Consider the following 15,493-nt stretch of genomic DNA (forward strand, 5'->3'; position numbering starts at 1 on the left):
TGACGTAATTTCCCTGCAATGGTAATTTTTGACAAGCTTTTGGGCGGATTGCGAACGAAAAGGCAAGGCAAGCCGGTTTTTCCGGAACTTCCTGAGTTTGCCAGAGCGTGAATATCCGCTTACGCTTCGAGACACCGGCCGGCGTCTCCAAACACATGGCACGGCCAAAAAGAACACGCAACGACACTAACGATATGCGGGCCACGGTCCGCGGGAGGTTACCATGGCATCCGTTCCCTTCGACCAACTGGACGGCTTCATCTGGATGAACGGCGAGTTCGTCCAGTGGGGCGACGCCAAGATCCACGTGCTGACGCACGGCCTGCACTATGCCAGCGCCGTCTTCGAGGGCGAGCGCGCCTATGGCGGCGAGATCTTCAAGCTCAACGAGCATACCGAGCGCCTGCATGAATCGGCGCGCCTGCTCGGCTTCAAGATTCCCTATTCGGTCGCCGAGCTCAACGACGCCTCGACCACACTCTTGAAGAAGCAGGGTTTCCAGGACGCCTATGTCAGGCCGATCGCCTGGCGCGGCAGCGAACAGATGGGTGTTTCGGCGCAGAACAACCGCATCAACTGCGCCATCGCCATCTGGCAGTGGCCGAGCTATTTCGATCCGGCGCAGAAGCTGAAGGGCATTCGTCTCGACGTCGCGGAATGGCGCCGGCCCGACCCGCGCACGGCGCCGTCCAAGTCGAAAGCCGCCGGCCTCTACATGATCTGCACCATGTCCAAGCACGCCGCCGAGGCCAAGGGTTATGCCGACGCCATGATGCTCGACTGGCGCGGGCAAGTCGCGGAAGCAACCGGCGCCAACATCTTCTTCGTCAAGGACGGCAAGATCCATACACCCAAGCCCGACTGCTTTCTCGATGGCATCACCCGCCGCACGGTCATTGGCCTGGCCAAGGATCGCGGCCTTGAGGTCATAGAACGCGCCATCATGCCGGAAGAGCTCGAGGGCTTCGAGCAATGTTTCCTGACCGGGACGGCGGCGGAAGTAACGCCGGTTTCGGAGATCGGACCTTACCGATTCGAGGTCGGTGAAATCGCCAAGAATCTCATGAACGACTATTCTGTTGCGGTTCAGCCGAAGCACGCGATAGCCGCAGAATAACGAAACTCACAGCTTTTCGCGCAAGTAGGGGCGGTTTTCGGGCCGCCCCTTTTATTTCAGCGTTTCTGCATTTGACTTTCGTCCAATTCGGCGTCTCATGATGCTGTCGGCCCGGGAGGCTGGCAGCTATGGAGGGACTAATCATATGGACATGAACACGCTTCTTCCGATCATCATACAGGTGATTACAGGCATCATCGGTGGTCAGGCGGTCGGTGCGGCGCTCAAGACGGCAGCGATGGGTCAGCTTCCCAAAATCCTGGGCGGCGCCATTGGCGGTGTCGGCGGTGCGGCGATCCTCGGCAGCCTGCTCGGCGGCACGGTCGATCCGGCAGCGGCAGCGGCGGCAACGAGCGGTCTCGGCAGCGCGCTCAACCTGCAGAACATCGTCGGCGGCGCCGGCGGCGGCGCGATCCTGACCGGCATACTTGGCGCGGTCATGGGCGCCATGAAGAAATAAGCCTGTCATCTCGGACTGGCCAAGTGGGCGGCTTCGGCCGCCCATTTCTGTTTTTGAAGCGCCATTTCTGTCGTTGAAGTGCCATTTCTGTCGTTGAAGTGACTGGCTGTTCGTCCCCTCGAGGGTGGACGCCCTTCGCCGCTGCCTCTACATGACGGCCGAGATAGCGAAAGGACGATCATGGGTCAGCTCAATGCCGGCATCGTGCCGGTCACACCGTTCCAGCAGAACTGCACCATCCTGTTCGACATGGACGACAAGCGTGGCGTCGTCGTCGATCCGGGCGGCGACATCGACAAGGTGCTGGCGGTGCTGAAGGACAATGCGATCACGGCCGGGGCGATCTGGATCACCCATGGCCACATCGACCACGCCGGCGGCGCGATGGACTTGAAGGAGGCGCTCGGTATCGAGATCATCGGTCCGCATGCGGCCGACAAGCCGTTGCTCGACAATCTGGCGAACCAGGGCAGGCGCTACGGCATCGATGGTTCGCGCGATTGCGTTCCCGACCGGTTCCTCACCGAGGGCGAGACCGTGTCGTTCGGCGGCCATGTGTTCGAGGTGCTGCACTGCCCGGGTCATGCGCCTGGCCATGTCGTCTACTACAACCGCGCGGCCAAGTTCGCCCATGTCGGCGACGTGCTGTTCCGCGGCTCGGTCGGCCGCACCGACCTGCCGGGCGGCGACCACGCGACGCTGATCGCGTCGATCAAGGACAAGCTGCTGCCGCTCGGCGACGATATCGGCTTCATCTGCGGCCATGGCCCCGGCGGCCGTTTTGGCGAAGAGCGCAGGACCAATCCGTTCCTGACTTGAAATCCTTCGGACTGGATCCGAGCCGACCTCAGAAAGTTCCGAAGCGGCAACACAACAAAAAAGCGCCGGCCATGCAGCCAGCGCTTTTTTGTGGGGCAGGGAAGCCCTAAAGCGCTTTCGCGCTTTGAAATTCTATCTTGTGCAAGTCGTTATCCCAAAACCGCTGCGCACTTTTGGGCGACATGCACTCAGTTGGCGGTGCAGAAATGCTGCTCGCCGTCATTGCCGGTGAAGGTGCCGGTACGCGAGTTGAAGCTGCGGTAGCGGTCGGAGCAGTACTCGTACCAGTCACGCGTCCACGGTTCGGCATAACGGTCGGCGTAGACCACCCGCGGCTCCGCGTAGTAGCGGCGGACCGGGGCCGGGCGCACCACGACGTCACGATCGTAGTAACCGTCATCGTAGTAGCGGTCAGCGTCGGGCGGCGGCCGGTCATTGGCCAACGCGCCACCGATCAGGGCGCCGGCGGCGAGGCCGAGGACGCCGGCGGCAATGGCATCGCCATTGCCGTGATGGCCGTGATGGCGCCAGTCACGCGCGTTGGCAGCGGGCAGGGCCGCGAGCATGGTGGCGGCAACGGCGGTGGACAGCACGGCTGTCTTGAAAATTCGGTTCATCTTGGTCTCCTTCGTACCGGGCCGTGCAGTTTGCAGGGGATGCGGTCCGGCTTTACCAAAGACTAATATGCGACCGTGGCTGAACGGAGGCTGAACGGATTTCGACGGATCGATCCGAAAAACGCTCGGAATCGAGCAGAACCGCCCTGTCGGGATCCGACCTGTATCCGAAGCCGGCTCAGCCGACCGACAGGTTGACGGCCTTGGGCCCCTTGCCGCGCTTGTCCGGCTCGGTGTCGAATGTCACTTTCTGCCCATCTTCGAGACCGGGAAGACCCGACGCCTGCACGGCCGAAATATGGACGAAGACATCCTTCGCGCCATCGTCCGGCGTGATGAAGCCGAAGCCCTTGGCATGGTTGAAGAATTTGACGGTGCCGGTCTGCGGCATGGGAAGCTCCTTTGATCCCATAAACTCCAGTCTCGGGCCGGCAAATGCCCGAGAGGAAATTTGTCCTTTATTTTAGCGTCATCGGCAAGAGAAAGTTTTACAGGCACTTAAAGCGTTGTGATGCATGTCGTTGACCCAAAACCGGATCCGGTTTTGGGCAACATGCATTCAAGCTGCGTCGCCGACATGAAAAAGGCGCGACGAAAATCATCGCGCCTTCCAAAAACTGTTTGCACGCCCAGGGCCAAGCCCTGGTGCCTCGTTCGCACATCCGCAGGGACGTGCGACGCGTCGACGGTTCAGGCCGCGCGCAGGTTGACGGCCTTCGGGCCCTTGCCCATGCGATCCGGCTCGACGTCGAAAGTGACCTTCTGGCCATCGACCAGCGTGCGCAGGCCCGAGGCCTCGATCGCGGAAATATGGACGAACACGTCCTTGGCGCCGCCGTCGGGCGTGATGAAACCGAAGCCTTTGGTCGCGTTGAAGAATTTAACGGTGCCGGTCTGGGCCATTGGGGAAACTCCTTCACCCGTTCAGTCTTTGGTGGTCCTGCCCGCCACTGGCGTCGAGGGCAGTTCCCGGTGGTTGCTTTCGGCAGTCATGCATTGGCGCATGGTCAAACCCCCCGCCGAAAAACGGGGCCGTCAGAGATTCACAGTATCGGGGAAAGGTCGTCCAAAACGTTCCGCTCTCCGGGTCGCAAATGCCCGAACACGGAATTTATCGCACGGAAACGTGAAGGTTGCAAGATAGCGTCGCGGGCCGCCACATTGGGCGCATCCCGACGCAAGAATCGACCGATCTGAACGTCGATCGGCCGCAAATAGGCCTCGTTGCCGGGCGGGTCATCGGCCCACGGCCACGGTCAAGCATAGGCCAGCGACATCGGCGGCGCCGACCGATCACCGCCATGGCTCCCGTCGCGGTTTTCCGTGCGGGCTGCAAACGGGGGTTGCATTTGGAGGACGAATGGCGAGGATCATCATCAGGGATGGGATCGAGGGAGAGATCAGCATGAAAATTCTGGCGTCATTTTTCTCCAGACTAGGGTTTGGCTTCTCCAGACTGGGGTTCGACTACTCCAGGCAAGGGTTTGCCGTCCTGTTCCTGTCAGGGCTTCTGGCCGCCTGCACCGTCGTCGTCGATGACGGGCCGGGGCCGCGTCCGCGCCCACCGCGGCCCGAACCGCAATTCTGCACCAAACAATACGAGCCGGTCTGCGCCCGGCGCGGTGGCGACCGCCAGACCTTCGCCAATGCCTGCCTTGCCGACCGTGCCGGTTACCGCATCGTGCGTGACGGTCCCTGCCGCGATGGTGGTGGCGGCGGTGGCGGCGGCGGCGAAGAGCAGACATTTTGCACCCGCGAATACGCCCCCGTCTGCGCCCGCCGGCATGGCGAGATGCGCAGCTTCCCCAATGCCTGCGAAGCCCGCGCCGCGGACTATCGTGTGGTTGGTGACGGGCCGTGCTGAAAGCGTAGGCTTGCGCCTTCTCCCATGAATCGGGAGAGGACGCGGCTGCTCAGCGTCCGCCAGGTGGCCGTATCTCCGCCTGCCGGCAATAGGCGATGAACTCGGCCGCCGGCATGGGCTTCGCAAACAGCCAGCCTTGGCCATATTCGACGCCGCGTTCGACGAGGTAGTCGGCCTGCGCCTGGGTTTCGACGCCTTCGGCGACGATCGTCAGCTTCAGCGTCTTGGCCATGTCGATGATGTGCGGCGTCACCGAACTGGTGGCGGAATTCGTGCTGATCGTGTCGATGAACGCCTTGTCGATCTTGAGCGCATCGAGCGGCAGGCCTTCGAGATGGGAGAGGCTGGAGTAGCCGGTGCCGAAGTCGTCGATCGCCACCGCATGGCCAAGTTCGCGGGCACGCGCGAGCGCCGATCGAGCCGCCTCGATATCCACAAAGCCGCGCTCGGTCGCCTCGAGCCAGATTTGCTGCGGCTGGATCCCGGTGTGCTGCAGCGCCTCGGCGATAATCGGCAGAACCCGCTCGGTGCCGACATCCGACGCGCTGAGATTGATGGCGATGTGAATGGAGCGGTCGGCAACCAGCAGGCTGTTCAGGTCGAACACGACGAGCGCGATCACCTGGTCTGTAATGGCGGTGATCAGCCCGCTCTCCTCGGCAAGCGGAATGAAAAGATCGGGCCGCACCAGGGAGCCGTCCGGCCGCTTCCAGCGCACCAGCGCTTCGGCGCCGACGCATCTGCCGGTCTTGAGGTCGACGATCGGCTGATAGTGCACGATGAACTCGCGCTTGCGCACGGCGATCTGCAGCTCTCCCAGGGGTGAAAGCCGCCGTCGCGACAACCAGACAACCATGCCGATGATGAAGGCGGCAATGAAGGCGCCGAGCGGGAGCAGCAAAAGCTGCTGCCGGCGCACGCTGTCCAGGATCTGGCTTTCCGGTTCGGTGGCGACGGCGATCCAGCCGGTGCCGCGCGCGGTGGCAAACAAAAGGCCGTCGTCGATGCCTTCCTCAGGACCGGCGACGATTTTTTCAACCCGCGCCGGGTCGGGGCTGTTCAGCGTGCCGAGCAGGATGCCGGTTTTCGTCGTCAGAGCGATCTGGACACCGGGATCGACGACGACGTCGGCAAAACGCACCGGATCGACCAGGGCGTTGTGGTGCTTGAACTGCAGCGCCATCAGCGTATGGCCCACGCTCATCACCGGCTGCATGCGCGCGGTTACGGCGATGCCGTCACTGGTGACGAAGTCCGGCCTGGATTGCGCGACGCGACCCTCGGTCGGTCCCCACGACGAGCATTTGAGCAGGCCATTTTCAAAATAGCCCATTTCCTCGACGGTGCGCGTGTTGATGGTAAGTTGCCGCATGCGGGCTATGTGCTCGGCCGAACAGGGGATGCCGCTGAACCGGTCGACCTGCCGCAACGCATCGTTCGCCTCATCGAGCGACATGTCAGCCCTGGCGATGGCGCGGCTGGCGAACTGGTGCAGCCGTTCGTATTCGTTTTCGACTGCCTGGGTCCATGAAAGGTGAAACATCGCCGCGATGGGCACGATGGCGCCGAGCAAGGCCAGCACCACCGCCGTCACGATGATGCGAGACCTGTCCATGTGCCTCCTGCCTTGGCCCACGATCGCGCCGGGCCGCCCACAATGCCTCGGCCGCCGATTGGCGGCCGCCGTTCAGGCGGATCTTATGGCCCCGTCCTTACATCAACTTTAATGGCGTCATGCAGCAAATGCTTCTCGTCTAGGCCCGATAGGCTCCATCGGCCGGCCCGGCATAAAGCTCGCTGCCGTTTTCATCGGAAATGCGCAGCCGGTCGGGAATTTGCGGCATGGCCAGGCTGTGGAACAGCGCGGTGGCGCCCTGCAGGGCGGCACGCAAGGTCGTTGCCTCCAACGACACCCTGTCGAGCGTCGCTTCCTCCGTGTCACGCGACCGGTAGAACTCGATGACGAAGTTCAAGCAAGCCTCCGTGGCAAGCGTTGCATGGGCCTGTTGCGTCAGTTCATCGCCTGCTCACAGCAGGGCGATGGGGCCATGCGAAGGGCCCCAGGGATGTCAACCCTTGGACTTCGGCTTCAGGCCGTTCTCCGCCTGCTTGACCGACGAGCCGAACGGGGAGGCGGGCTTGGCCACCACCTTGTCCTTCTTCGGCTTGCGCGTTTCGCGATTGCTTCGCTGCTGACCCTTGGCCATCTTGGCTGCTCCTCATGCGTATTGGTTTGGCGTTTGGCGCGGTCTCAGACAATCGGATTGCTGGCGACTATCGGATTGTCGGCCGGTTCGAGATTGTCTTCCGTGGTGACCCGCTCATGGGTCTCGTGTTCGCTGCGGATGCGGTATTGCGGGGAACCGTCCTTGACCGGCAGCCTGCTCTTGATTTCGAACAGGTCCGCGGTCTTGAGGAGGAGGCCGCCACGGCCTTTCATGCGCACGGTCTGGCCGACGGCAAAGAGATGCGAGGGGGTGTCGTTGCGCGGCCGCGCATTCGGCTGGAAACGGATCATGCTGCATTCTCCCGGTCGCGCTTCAGCGCTGTTTCGAGGTCCAGGTAATCGATGGCGACGAGCTGGCTGGTGGGCGGGTTCTTCACCGCCCTTGCCGGCAAATGGATGAAGGTGGCGACTCGGCGCCAGGCAAGCCGCGACATACCCTCGACCAGCTCTTCGTCGTGATCGATGTCGTACTCGCCAGCCGGCAATTGGCCCTCCAGCCCGCCGAGCACGAACGGTGCGGTGAAATGGGCGATGGAACGGGTGGTGCGGTCCGGCATTGTCCTGGCCTTGATATTTTTACATATTTTACGCCTTGGGGGGCGGCGCATGCGAAACGGCGATCCGGAAGCAAAAAAGCGGGGACGAGCCCCGCTTTCCTATTTCCGGCAATCGCTGGAAATAAGCCGCTTTCGAGAGCTGCCAGTACATCCGTGGTCAGCGTTCATCGAATTCGGCCGGATCAGATTAGTTGCAAATTGGCGGCCGATTCGCGGCCCTTGGCGTCACGCTCCAACTCGAATTGCAGCTTCTGGCCTTCGGCGAGACCCGGGAAACCGGCGCGCTCCAATGCGCTGACATGGACGAAAACGTCCTTGCCGCCGTCGGCCGGCTGAATGAAGCCAAAGCCCTTCTGGCCATTGTAGAATTTCACGGTTCCGGTGTTCATGGATGTCTTTCGCGGATTGAGAAATCGTCGCACGGCCAATGTGCCGCGCGCCCGGTATCGATGATTTGGTATGAGATTGGCGGGTCGAGAACCTCTGACGCCGCGAGATGCCAATTCTGGCCCAAACGATGCCTGTTATATAGATCGATTGGGCGGCGTCTTCAAGATGATTCATAAAAATCACCCGCCTTGGATGAAAAATAGATCGCTATAAATACCCAAATAATTCTGATACAGTTGCAGGATATTTCAAAAAATTGTTGACGGTGCACCGGGATTTCCCGGGCGAAGGTATTTTTATTTACTCCTGAACGAGGACAAATCCATGGTTTACACAAGAAGCTCAAGGGGAAAGACCGCGGCGGTCAATCCGATCATCAAGCCGACCGCCATACATGCCATTGCTGTCGGCCCCATCGGCCAGCCGATGATCGTCAAGTCGGCACGGCTGACCATCAGAAGCGATGAGGCGGCACGGCGAACGATCGCCGACACCGATGGCACCGTGAGGCGGGCCAGGCAGGTTGCCGAGACCAATCGTCTGATCTGATCGCCCTCACGACGGATAGGGCTGGGAACCACGCAAAGCCTTGAACCGGCCGCGCCAATGGCTTAGATCGCGGCAGGCGGACAAACACGGCAGGTTTCCCATCAACAGAGATCAGAGAAGAGCGGCGGGTGCGGGAGCGAGGTCTGGCGCTGGGGGACAGCCGCCGCTGGGGCTCGACCAGTATGTGCAGCAGGCGCTGCAACTGCATCAGGCCGGGCGCCGTCAGGAAGCCGAGGCGATCTACCGGCAGGTGCTGGCGCGTCAGCCCAAGCACGCGGCCGCGGCGCATTTCCTGGGGTTGCTGCTGCACCAGACCGGGCGCAGCGACGAAGGGCTGGATCTCATCGAACAATCGGTGCAGTTGCAGCCGACGAATCCCGATTTCCTCAACAATTTCGGCACGGTGATGCGCGATCTCGGCCGCCCTGCCGCGGCCATCGATTTCTTCCGTGGCGCGGTGGATCTGCGGCCGGACCAGCTCGCTGCGCGCGACAATCTCGGTTCGTCGCTGAAGCAGGTCGGCCAGTTCGAGGAGGCCGAAGAGATCTATCGTGGCACGGTCGCACGCAACCCGTTTCATGTGCGCGCCCGCATCGGGCTTGCCGAAACGCTGCAGGAGGCCGGGCGGCTGGACGAGGCGCTGGCGGTTTTCAGCGAGGCGCTGACCATTCGCCCCAAGGATGCCGATCTGTTGCACGGGCTCGGCGTCGGGTTGATGGAAAAGGGCAAGCTCGACGAAGCGGCCGATCTGTTCCGGCAGGCGTTGGCGGTCAATCCCGGCATGGCCACGGCCTGGCTGATGCTGGCGCAGGTCAAGCGCCAGAAGGAGCGCGACGCCGAATTGGCCGGCATGGAAGCCCAGCATGCCAAGGCGCCGCAGGGCAGCCTGGCACGCATGCAGCTGTCCTTCGGACTCGGCAAGGCCAATGACGATCTCAAGGACTACGACAGAGCCTTCGACTATTTCGCCGAAGGCAATGCCATTCGCCGCAAGGGGATCGACTATGATCCCGTCAGGACGCGCGCGGAATTCGAGGCGATGAAGACGGTGTTCGATGCCGGCTTCTTCGAAAGGCACAAGCCGAGCCCGATCACCGATGACGCGCCGATCTTCATCGTCGGCATGCCGCGTTCGGGTACGACGCTGGTCGAGCAGATCATCGCCAGCCATCCGCAGGTCTATGGCGCGGGCGAGCTCAGCATCCTGAAGAAGGCGGTCGGCAAGCAATTCCCGGCGACGATGCCGGGCGGCTTCCCCTGGGGCGTATCGGAAACGGACGATTCGGATTTCGCCGAGGCAGGCCGGGCCTATCTCGACATGCTGCACGCCCGCTTCCCGCATATGCGCCATGTCACCGACAAGATGCCGGGCAACTTCCTGCTCGTCGGCTTCATCCACATGATGATGCCGAAGGCCAGGATCATCCATTGCGCCCGCGATGCGGCGGCGACCTGCCTGTCGATCTACAAGGTGCATTTCCGCGGCGACAGCCATCGCTACGGCTATGATCTCGGCGAACTCGCCGACTTCTACAATCTCTACACCGACATCATGGCGCATTGGCACAGTGTGCTGCCGGGTGTCGTGCACGACGTGCGCTACGAGGATTTCGTCGCCGACCAGGAAGGGCAGAGCCGGGCGCTCATCGACCATCTCGGCCTGCCATGGGACGATGCCGTGCTGTCGTTCCACCAGACGGACCGGCCTGTGCGCACCGCATCGGCCGCGCAAGTGCGCCAGCCGATGTACCAGGGGTCCGTCGACCTATGGAAGCGCTATGGCGACAGGCTGAAGCCGCTGCTGGACAAGTTCGGCGGGTAACAGATTGGCAACAGGCGCTCAGCTGCGCCAGCTGCTCAAAGCTCCATGAACGGCTGGAAGCCGCCGAAGATCATGCGCTTGCCGTCGAACGGCATGGTCGACCAGTCGGATTGCAGGCGCGGATCGGCCATCACCTTGGCCATGACCGCATCGCGGCTCTGCCTGGATTCGTAAACGGCCCAGGAGAAGATGACGACCTCGTCGTCCTTGGCCTGGACGGCACGCGGGAACGAGGTCAGCTCGCCATAGGGCACGTCGTCGCCGATACATTCGACATAGGCCAGCGCGCCGTGTTCCATCCATATCGGGCCTGCGAGGTTGGCGAGCTTCTTGTAGTCGTCAAGTTTGGCCTTAGGCACGGCAAGCACGAAACCATCGACATAGGACATGGTGGAACTCCTCATTGGTGGGGTGCTTCCTTCTCCCCCTTGTGGGAGAAGGTGGATCGGCGCGCAGCGCCGAGACGGATGAGGGGCGTTCCAGCTTGGCGCCAAGTTACCCCTCACCCGGATTGCCAACCGAATTGCGAAAGGCAATTCGGGGCAATCCGACCTCTCCCACAAGGGGAGAGGTGAAAAGCTTCCGCCTTATTTCACCGGCGCATTCATGGCCCAGGCGACGCCGAACGGATCGTTGAGCTGACCCCAGCGGTCGCCCCAGAACATCACTTGCAGTGGCGTGACCACCTCGCAGCCGGCATCGACGGCGCGCTGCCACCAGGTATCGATATCGCCATCGCCGAGATGGAGCTGCAGCGTGTAGCCCTGCGCCTTCTGATGCGGATGGCCGTGTTCGGGATAGGCGTCGCAAAGCATCAGCGTCGAGCCGTTGATGTGGAGATGGATGTGCATGGTGCGGCCCTGCTCGTCGGCCGGATAGGCAAAGACCTGCTCGGCGCCAAAGGCCGTTTTGTAGAATTCGGCAGCCTTGAAGGCGCCGTCCACCTGCAGATAGGGGGTCAATCCGCCGAGCACTTCTGCCCTGGGCTGAACGGGGGTCTGGTCGGTCATCTCTTGCTCCTCTTTGCGCTTGGCTTGGCTTTGCCAATCCCAGGACGCACGGGACGACGGCGATCCTACATGGCGGCGAAATTTTTTTCGCAGGCGGGGCCCGGACAGGCCGGGCAACCGGAGGGTTTGAACGACAGGCACATGGGCCGGTTCGCCGCGGTCATATGATTTTGGCCGAGAAGGTAGCCGCGCGACGGCTGTCTTGCGCATCCAGGATTTCCGGAAAGCCGATATCCTTGCGCAGTTCGGCCGGCAGCGAGAGCAGGATGCGTTCGCTGCGATGGCGGGCACGCGCCGCCGCATATTGGGTTGCGATGCGACCGATGGATGAAAGGACGGACATGATGCATTCTCCCTGGGTTGACGCCGGCATCATCGTGTCGGCATCCCAAGGACGAGGCAGGTTCAGACGATCCGACACAGCGTCGCAATTTTTGTTACGATCCGGGATTCGACCCAGAGTAAGACCTACGCAATCTTAAGCGTCGGGATCGCTGAGACATCAACCTCACGCTCGGCGTGCCAGGCATCGAAAGCCGCCTGCATCCGAAGCCAGATCGCGGCTCCGTCGCCGAACAGCTTCCCAAGGCGGGCGGCCACGGCCGGCGAAACCGGCTTCTTTTCGCGAATGATGTCATAGAGCTGCTGCCGGGAGATCCCGAGCAGATTTGCAATTTCCACCTTGGTCTTTCCGGTTGCCGGGATAATGTCCTCAAGCAGCGCTCCCGGGTGGGAGGGACAACGCTCAAGAGGACGCATCGGCTTGTTCTCGGTCATAAGTCGAACTTCTCCAATCTGGCCGCCTCAGTGGTATTGCTCGAAATCGACGCGGGCGGCGTCCTTGCCGTCGAACTCGAATGTGATGCACCACGGGCCGTTGACGTGGACCGTGTAGCGGATGGGATCGAAGCCTTTGAGCTGGTGAAAATCGAAGCCGGGGAGGTTCATCTCCTCCGGTTTCTCCGAAGCTTCCAGGCGGTCAAGTCGAACAAGAACGCGCTTGTGCATCTTGGCGTCGATCTTGCCTGACTTTCCGGTTTGAAAGAGGTCCGACAGCGCCTTGTTCTTGAAGGACTTGATCATGGATGTATGTAAACAGATCGCTTACACAAATCAAGAGTCTGTAAGCAAATAGCCTACGGCCAATCGATCGCTCTCAACCCGCCATATCCGCCACCTCGCGGAAAAAGTCCTCGGGATCCTCCATCTCGGTCAGCTTCCGCTTCTCGATCAGCCAGAAGCGGTTGCCGATGGCGCGGATGAAGGAGCGGTCGTGCGAGGCGAGCACGCAGCTTGCCTGGTGCTTGAGCAATTCCTCCTCCAGCGCTTCCTGGCCGTCGATGTCGAGATGGTTGGTCGGCTCGTCGAGCAAATAGAAGTTGGGATTGGCGAGCCTGAGCGCCAGCATCATCAGCCGTGCCTTCTGGCCGCCGGACAACACGCCGATCTTCTTCTCCTGCATCTCGATGACCACGCCGGCGCCGGCAAGCAGCGAGCGGGCGCGTTGCTCGCCGACATCGTGGCGGCGAGAGACCATGGCCAGCGGCGTGTCGTCGCCGCTGATGCCCGACAGCGCCTGATCGCTGTAGCCGAGCACCGTCGACGGCGTCACCTTCACATTCTGAACGGCGTCCGGCTCGAGGATGGCGTTGCGGATCAGGGTGACGAAGCGCGACTTGCCGACGCCATTGCGGCCGAGCAGCACGATGCGGTCCCCCTGGCAGATGTGGCGCTTGCCGGTTTTGAACAGCAGCGTGCCGTCGGGCGTTTCAACCGCCGCGTCGTCGAGCGTGATCAGCACTTTGGCGTGGGTGCCGCGATTGGCCAGTCTTATTGCCCCGGCCGACTTCTCGCGATGCGCCGGATTCGCCGCCTCTTCCAGTCTTTCCGCCCGCTGGTTGAGCTGCTTGGTCTTGACCGTCAAAAGATCGCTGCCCGAATTGATGCCGATGTTGTTGAGCTTGGCGGCCTGGCGGCGCAGTTGCTGCGCCACCTTCATGTCGCGCTGGAACTTGCGCTCGGTCGAGGCGTCGACCTCGTCGAGCGCCTGCCGGGCGCGGGAGTAGGGCAGCGCAAACACCGGCGACTGTTCCGGGCGCAGGAACAGGGTGCGGTTGGTGGTGGCGTCGAGAAAGGCGCGGTCATGGCTGGCGATGACGACAGGCACCTCGCGCGGCAGCGCGTTCATCCAGCTCTCCAACTGGCTGATGCGGGCGAGGTCGAGATGGTTGGTCGGCTCGTCGAGCAAGAGCATATCCGGATCGGTGACCCAGACGCGGGCGATCAGCGCCAGCCTCTGCCAGCCGCCGCTCAGCGCGCGCATTTCTCGCTCGCGCATTGCCTCCGGCACATCAAGCGAATCCAGCACCACATCGACGCGCCACATCTCGCTGTCGGCCTGCTCGGGCGGCAGGGCGTCGGCCACCACCTGATGGAAGGTGCGGCCGAGCAAGGCAGGGGCAACGGACTGTTCGACATGGCCGACGCGCAGGCCGCGCGTGCGGGTGATGTCGCCCGACGTCGGCTCGATCTCGCCGGTCAGGCATTTGAGCAAGGTCGACTTGCCGCGACCGTTGGCGGCGACGATGCCGAGCCGGTCGCCAGTGCCGATGGTGAGGTCGAGATTGGAAAACAGCGGCGCACTCATGGCGACGCCGAGGGATTTGAGGCTGATCAGGGCCATTATGATTTCTCTGGTCTTGCCGGTGTCCGGCTCAGTGCACTTTGACGGTGCGCTTGCTGGCCATCAGGCTCGGCATTGCAGCACCACGAAGGGCAGACCAAAAAATCGAAGCGGGAAAAACCCGGACCGTCCCTGGTCAGCCCTGCAAGCAAGCTCGCAGGGCAGAAATCGGGCCACGCTGACGATGGTGACGATGAAACGTGAACACGTGAGCCCTCCTTTCGAGACGTTCGAGTGCAGAGCCCGAGGCGCTGTTCTCTTGTTAAAGCATGATCTTGCCCGAAAACCGGATTCCACTTTTCGGGATCATGCTAGAGGCGATTACACCAAAGGTTGGGCCGATGGCAAGACGGCCGCTTCCGTCCGGCGCGGGAACGGGTCCAGCACCAGCATGCAGCCGCCGATGATCGCCGTCGCGCCGAAGCCCTGGACGACGGTCAGATGCTCGCCGAGCAGAAGCGTTCCGGCCAGCACCGCTATCGTCGTAACCGCGAATTCGACGCTGATCGTCCTGGTGGCGCCGATGCTGGCAACCAGCCGGAAATAGACGATGTAGGTCAGCGCGCTCATCACGCAGGCGAGAAGGGCGAGGTAGAGGAAGTCGACGGGGCGTGGCATGGCTGGCACCGGTACTGCCAGCAGCAGCGGCAGCGTCATCAGGCCGCCGAACAGAAAAGCGGCGCCGGTGAGCTCGAACGAGCCCGCCGCGCGCAGGTGGCGGTTGGCGTAGTTGCTGCCGAAGGCGGCGGAGAAGGAGCTGAACAGCGAGGCGGCGCAGCCGAACGCGAAGGGTGCCGTGATCGGGACGGCGGGAAAGCCGACCAGCACGGTGATGCCGGCGGCGCCGAGCAGCAGGCCGGCCAGTCCGCGAACAGTGATGCGTTCAAGCCCCCACAATTGGCCGAGGATCATCGAGAACAGCGGGATCGCGGCAACGAGGATCGCCGCCATCGCGGTGCCGATGCGCGGGGTGGCGTAGGACAGGCCGATCAATTGCGTCGCGACGGTCGTCGCGCCGACCACGGCGAAGTGCCGCCAGCCGGCGCTGAAATCGAGCCGTCGCCGCGTCGCCGCCGCGAGTAGGAAAAGCGTGATGCCGGCGATCAGCGCGCGCAAGGTGACCGCCCCGACCCAACCGAAGGCATGCACAACCTTGAGCAGGACAAGGAAGGACAGGCCCCAGGTGATGGCCAGGAAGATGTAGGCGGCGATATCCCTGGGTTTCATGGGTGGGCCGGCGGAATGTTGCGTGGAGAGGCGGAATTGCAGCCGTGCGTATCGTTTCCGCCGCTCGGCGGCAAGGAATGGCTCATGGTCCAGAGGTGGTTGCGGCTGGGCGAAGCGGGACGTTAGGAGCGGAGCGCTTTCCCTTCTCCCA

Annotated in this window: 22 protein-coding genes; 6 read left to right on the top strand and 16 right to left on the bottom strand. The window is 62.4% G+C overall.

Features of this window, described 5'->3' with window-relative positions:
* Positions 1-223 precede the first annotated feature (223 nt).
* From MESOP_RS11495 to MESOP_RS11505, 3 genes are all read left to right on the top strand, one after another.
* On the top strand, positions 224-1,117 hold the full coding sequence (locus MESOP_RS11495; RefSeq protein WP_013893506.1) for a branched-chain amino acid aminotransferase: 894 nt from the start codon (positions 224-226) through the stop codon (positions 1,115-1,117).
* Between the two features lie 145 nt (positions 1,118-1,262).
* Positions 1,263-1,577 carry a hypothetical protein gene (locus tag MESOP_RS11500; RefSeq protein ID WP_013893507.1) on the top strand — a complete coding sequence of 105 codons (315 nt, stop codon included), beginning with the start codon at positions 1,263-1,265 and terminating at the stop codon, positions 1,575-1,577.
* Between the two features lie 180 nt (positions 1,578-1,757).
* Positions 1,758-2,396: an MBL fold metallo-hydrolase gene (locus tag MESOP_RS11505; RefSeq protein WP_013893508.1), complete on the top strand. Its 639-nt coding sequence runs from the start codon at positions 1,758-1,760 to the stop codon at positions 2,394-2,396.
* 188 nt (positions 2,397-2,584) lie between these two features.
* Here the strand turns inward: MESOP_RS11505 and MESOP_RS11510 are convergent, their stop codons facing one another.
* From MESOP_RS11510 to MESOP_RS11520, 3 genes are all read right to left on the bottom strand, one after another.
* Positions 2,585-3,013, bottom strand: a complete 429-nt coding sequence (locus MESOP_RS11510; protein ID WP_013893509.1) for a BA14K family protein — start codon at positions 3,011-3,013, stop codon at positions 2,585-2,587.
* Between the two features lie 178 nt (positions 3,014-3,191).
* Entirely contained in the window at positions 3,192-3,404 is a 213-nt protein-coding gene (locus tag MESOP_RS11515) for a cold-shock protein (protein ID WP_008877668.1), read from the bottom strand.
* Positions 3,405-3,703: 299 nt separating this feature from the next.
* Positions 3,704-3,916, bottom strand: a complete 213-nt coding sequence (locus MESOP_RS11520; protein ID WP_006202520.1) for a cold-shock protein — start codon at positions 3,914-3,916, stop codon at positions 3,704-3,706.
* A 457-nt stretch (positions 3,917-4,373) separates the two neighbouring features.
* On the opposite strand from MESOP_RS11520, the gene MESOP_RS11525 reads away from it, so the two are divergent.
* Positions 4,374-4,877: a Kazal-type serine protease inhibitor family protein gene (locus MESOP_RS11525; protein ID WP_013893510.1), complete on the top strand. Its 504-nt coding sequence runs from the start codon at positions 4,374-4,376 to the stop codon at positions 4,875-4,877.
* 49 nt (positions 4,878-4,926) lie between these two features.
* On the opposite strand, the gene MESOP_RS11530 is transcribed toward MESOP_RS11525, so the two are convergent.
* The 6 genes from MESOP_RS11530 to MESOP_RS11550 form a co-directional block, all read right to left on the bottom strand.
* Positions 4,927-6,492 (bottom strand): EAL domain-containing protein, encoded by a 1,566-nt coding sequence (locus tag MESOP_RS11530; RefSeq protein ID WP_013893511.1) that lies wholly within the window; start codon positions 6,490-6,492, stop codon positions 4,927-4,929.
* Positions 6,493-6,631: 139 nt separating this feature from the next.
* A complete protein-coding gene (locus tag MESOP_RS11535; protein ID WP_013893512.1) occupies positions 6,632-6,850 on the bottom strand; it encodes a hypothetical protein in 219 nt (72 codons plus the stop codon).
* Between the two features lie 96 nt (positions 6,851-6,946).
* The gene (locus MESOP_RS35575; protein ID WP_013893513.1) at positions 6,947-7,084 is read right to left on the bottom strand and encodes a hypothetical protein; all 138 of its coding nucleotides are present in this window, start codon (positions 7,082-7,084) and stop codon (positions 6,947-6,949) included.
* A gap of 44 nt (positions 7,085-7,128) precedes the next feature.
* The gene (locus MESOP_RS11540) at positions 7,129-7,395 is read right to left on the bottom strand and encodes a hypothetical protein (RefSeq protein ID WP_013893514.1); all 267 of its coding nucleotides are present in this window, start codon (positions 7,393-7,395) and stop codon (positions 7,129-7,131) included.
* Positions 7,392-7,661: a hypothetical protein gene (locus MESOP_RS11545; RefSeq protein ID WP_013893515.1), complete on the bottom strand. Its 270-nt coding sequence runs from the start codon at positions 7,659-7,661 to the stop codon at positions 7,392-7,394. The genes MESOP_RS11540 and MESOP_RS11545 overlap by 4 nt, the downstream gene beginning before the upstream one ends.
* 182 nt (positions 7,662-7,843) lie before the next feature.
* The gene (locus MESOP_RS11550; RefSeq protein WP_013893516.1) at positions 7,844-8,050 is read right to left on the bottom strand and encodes a cold-shock protein; all 207 of its coding nucleotides are present in this window, start codon (positions 8,048-8,050) and stop codon (positions 7,844-7,846) included.
* Positions 8,051-8,375: 325 nt separating this feature from the next.
* Here MESOP_RS11550 and MESOP_RS11555 point away from each other — a divergent pair, with 325 nt between their 5' ends.
* Complete coding sequence (locus MESOP_RS11555; RefSeq protein ID WP_013893517.1) at positions 8,376-8,600, top strand: hypothetical protein; 225 nt, start codon at positions 8,376-8,378, stop codon at positions 8,598-8,600.
* A 184-nt stretch (positions 8,601-8,784) separates the two neighbouring features.
* The gene (locus MESOP_RS11560; RefSeq protein ID WP_041164095.1) at positions 8,785-10,422 is read left to right on the top strand and encodes a tetratricopeptide repeat-containing sulfotransferase family protein; all 1,638 of its coding nucleotides are present in this window, start codon (positions 8,785-8,787) and stop codon (positions 10,420-10,422) included.
* Positions 10,423-10,457: 35 nt separating this feature from the next.
* Here the strand turns inward: MESOP_RS11560 and MESOP_RS11565 are convergent, their stop codons facing one another.
* The 7 genes from MESOP_RS11565 to MESOP_RS11595 form a co-directional block, all read right to left on the bottom strand.
* Entirely contained in the window at positions 10,458-10,811 is a 354-nt protein-coding gene (locus MESOP_RS11565; RefSeq protein WP_013893519.1) for a DUF1428 domain-containing protein, read from the bottom strand.
* A 198-nt stretch (positions 10,812-11,009) separates the two neighbouring features.
* Positions 11,010-11,432, bottom strand: a complete 423-nt coding sequence (locus MESOP_RS11570; protein ID WP_013893520.1) for a VOC family protein — start codon at positions 11,430-11,432, stop codon at positions 11,010-11,012.
* A 160-nt stretch (positions 11,433-11,592) separates the two neighbouring features.
* Complete coding sequence (locus tag MESOP_RS11575) at positions 11,593-11,775, bottom strand: hypothetical protein (RefSeq protein WP_013893521.1); 183 nt, start codon at positions 11,773-11,775, stop codon at positions 11,593-11,595.
* Positions 11,776-11,900: 125 nt separating this feature from the next.
* Positions 11,901-12,209: a HigA family addiction module antitoxin gene (locus MESOP_RS11580; RefSeq protein ID WP_013893522.1), complete on the bottom strand. Its 309-nt coding sequence runs from the start codon at positions 12,207-12,209 to the stop codon at positions 11,901-11,903.
* A 27-nt stretch (positions 12,210-12,236) separates the two neighbouring features.
* Entirely contained in the window at positions 12,237-12,515 is a 279-nt protein-coding gene (locus MESOP_RS11585) for a type II toxin-antitoxin system RelE/ParE family toxin (RefSeq protein ID WP_013893523.1), read from the bottom strand.
* 73 nt (positions 12,516-12,588) lie between these two features.
* Positions 12,589-14,115, bottom strand: coding sequence for an ABC-F family ATP-binding cassette domain-containing protein (locus MESOP_RS11590; protein WP_013893524.1), 1,527 nt, complete (start codon positions 14,113-14,115; stop codon positions 12,589-12,591).
* 321 nt (positions 14,116-14,436) lie between these two features.
* The gene (locus MESOP_RS11595; protein WP_013893525.1) at positions 14,437-15,342 is read right to left on the bottom strand and encodes a DMT family transporter; all 906 of its coding nucleotides are present in this window, start codon (positions 15,340-15,342) and stop codon (positions 14,437-14,439) included.
* Positions 15,343-15,493: the final 151 nt, after the last annotated feature.

This window comes from Mesorhizobium opportunistum WSM2075, assembly GCF_000176035.2.
Taxonomy (GTDB): domain Bacteria; phylum Pseudomonadota; class Alphaproteobacteria; order Rhizobiales; family Rhizobiaceae; genus Mesorhizobium; species Mesorhizobium opportunistum.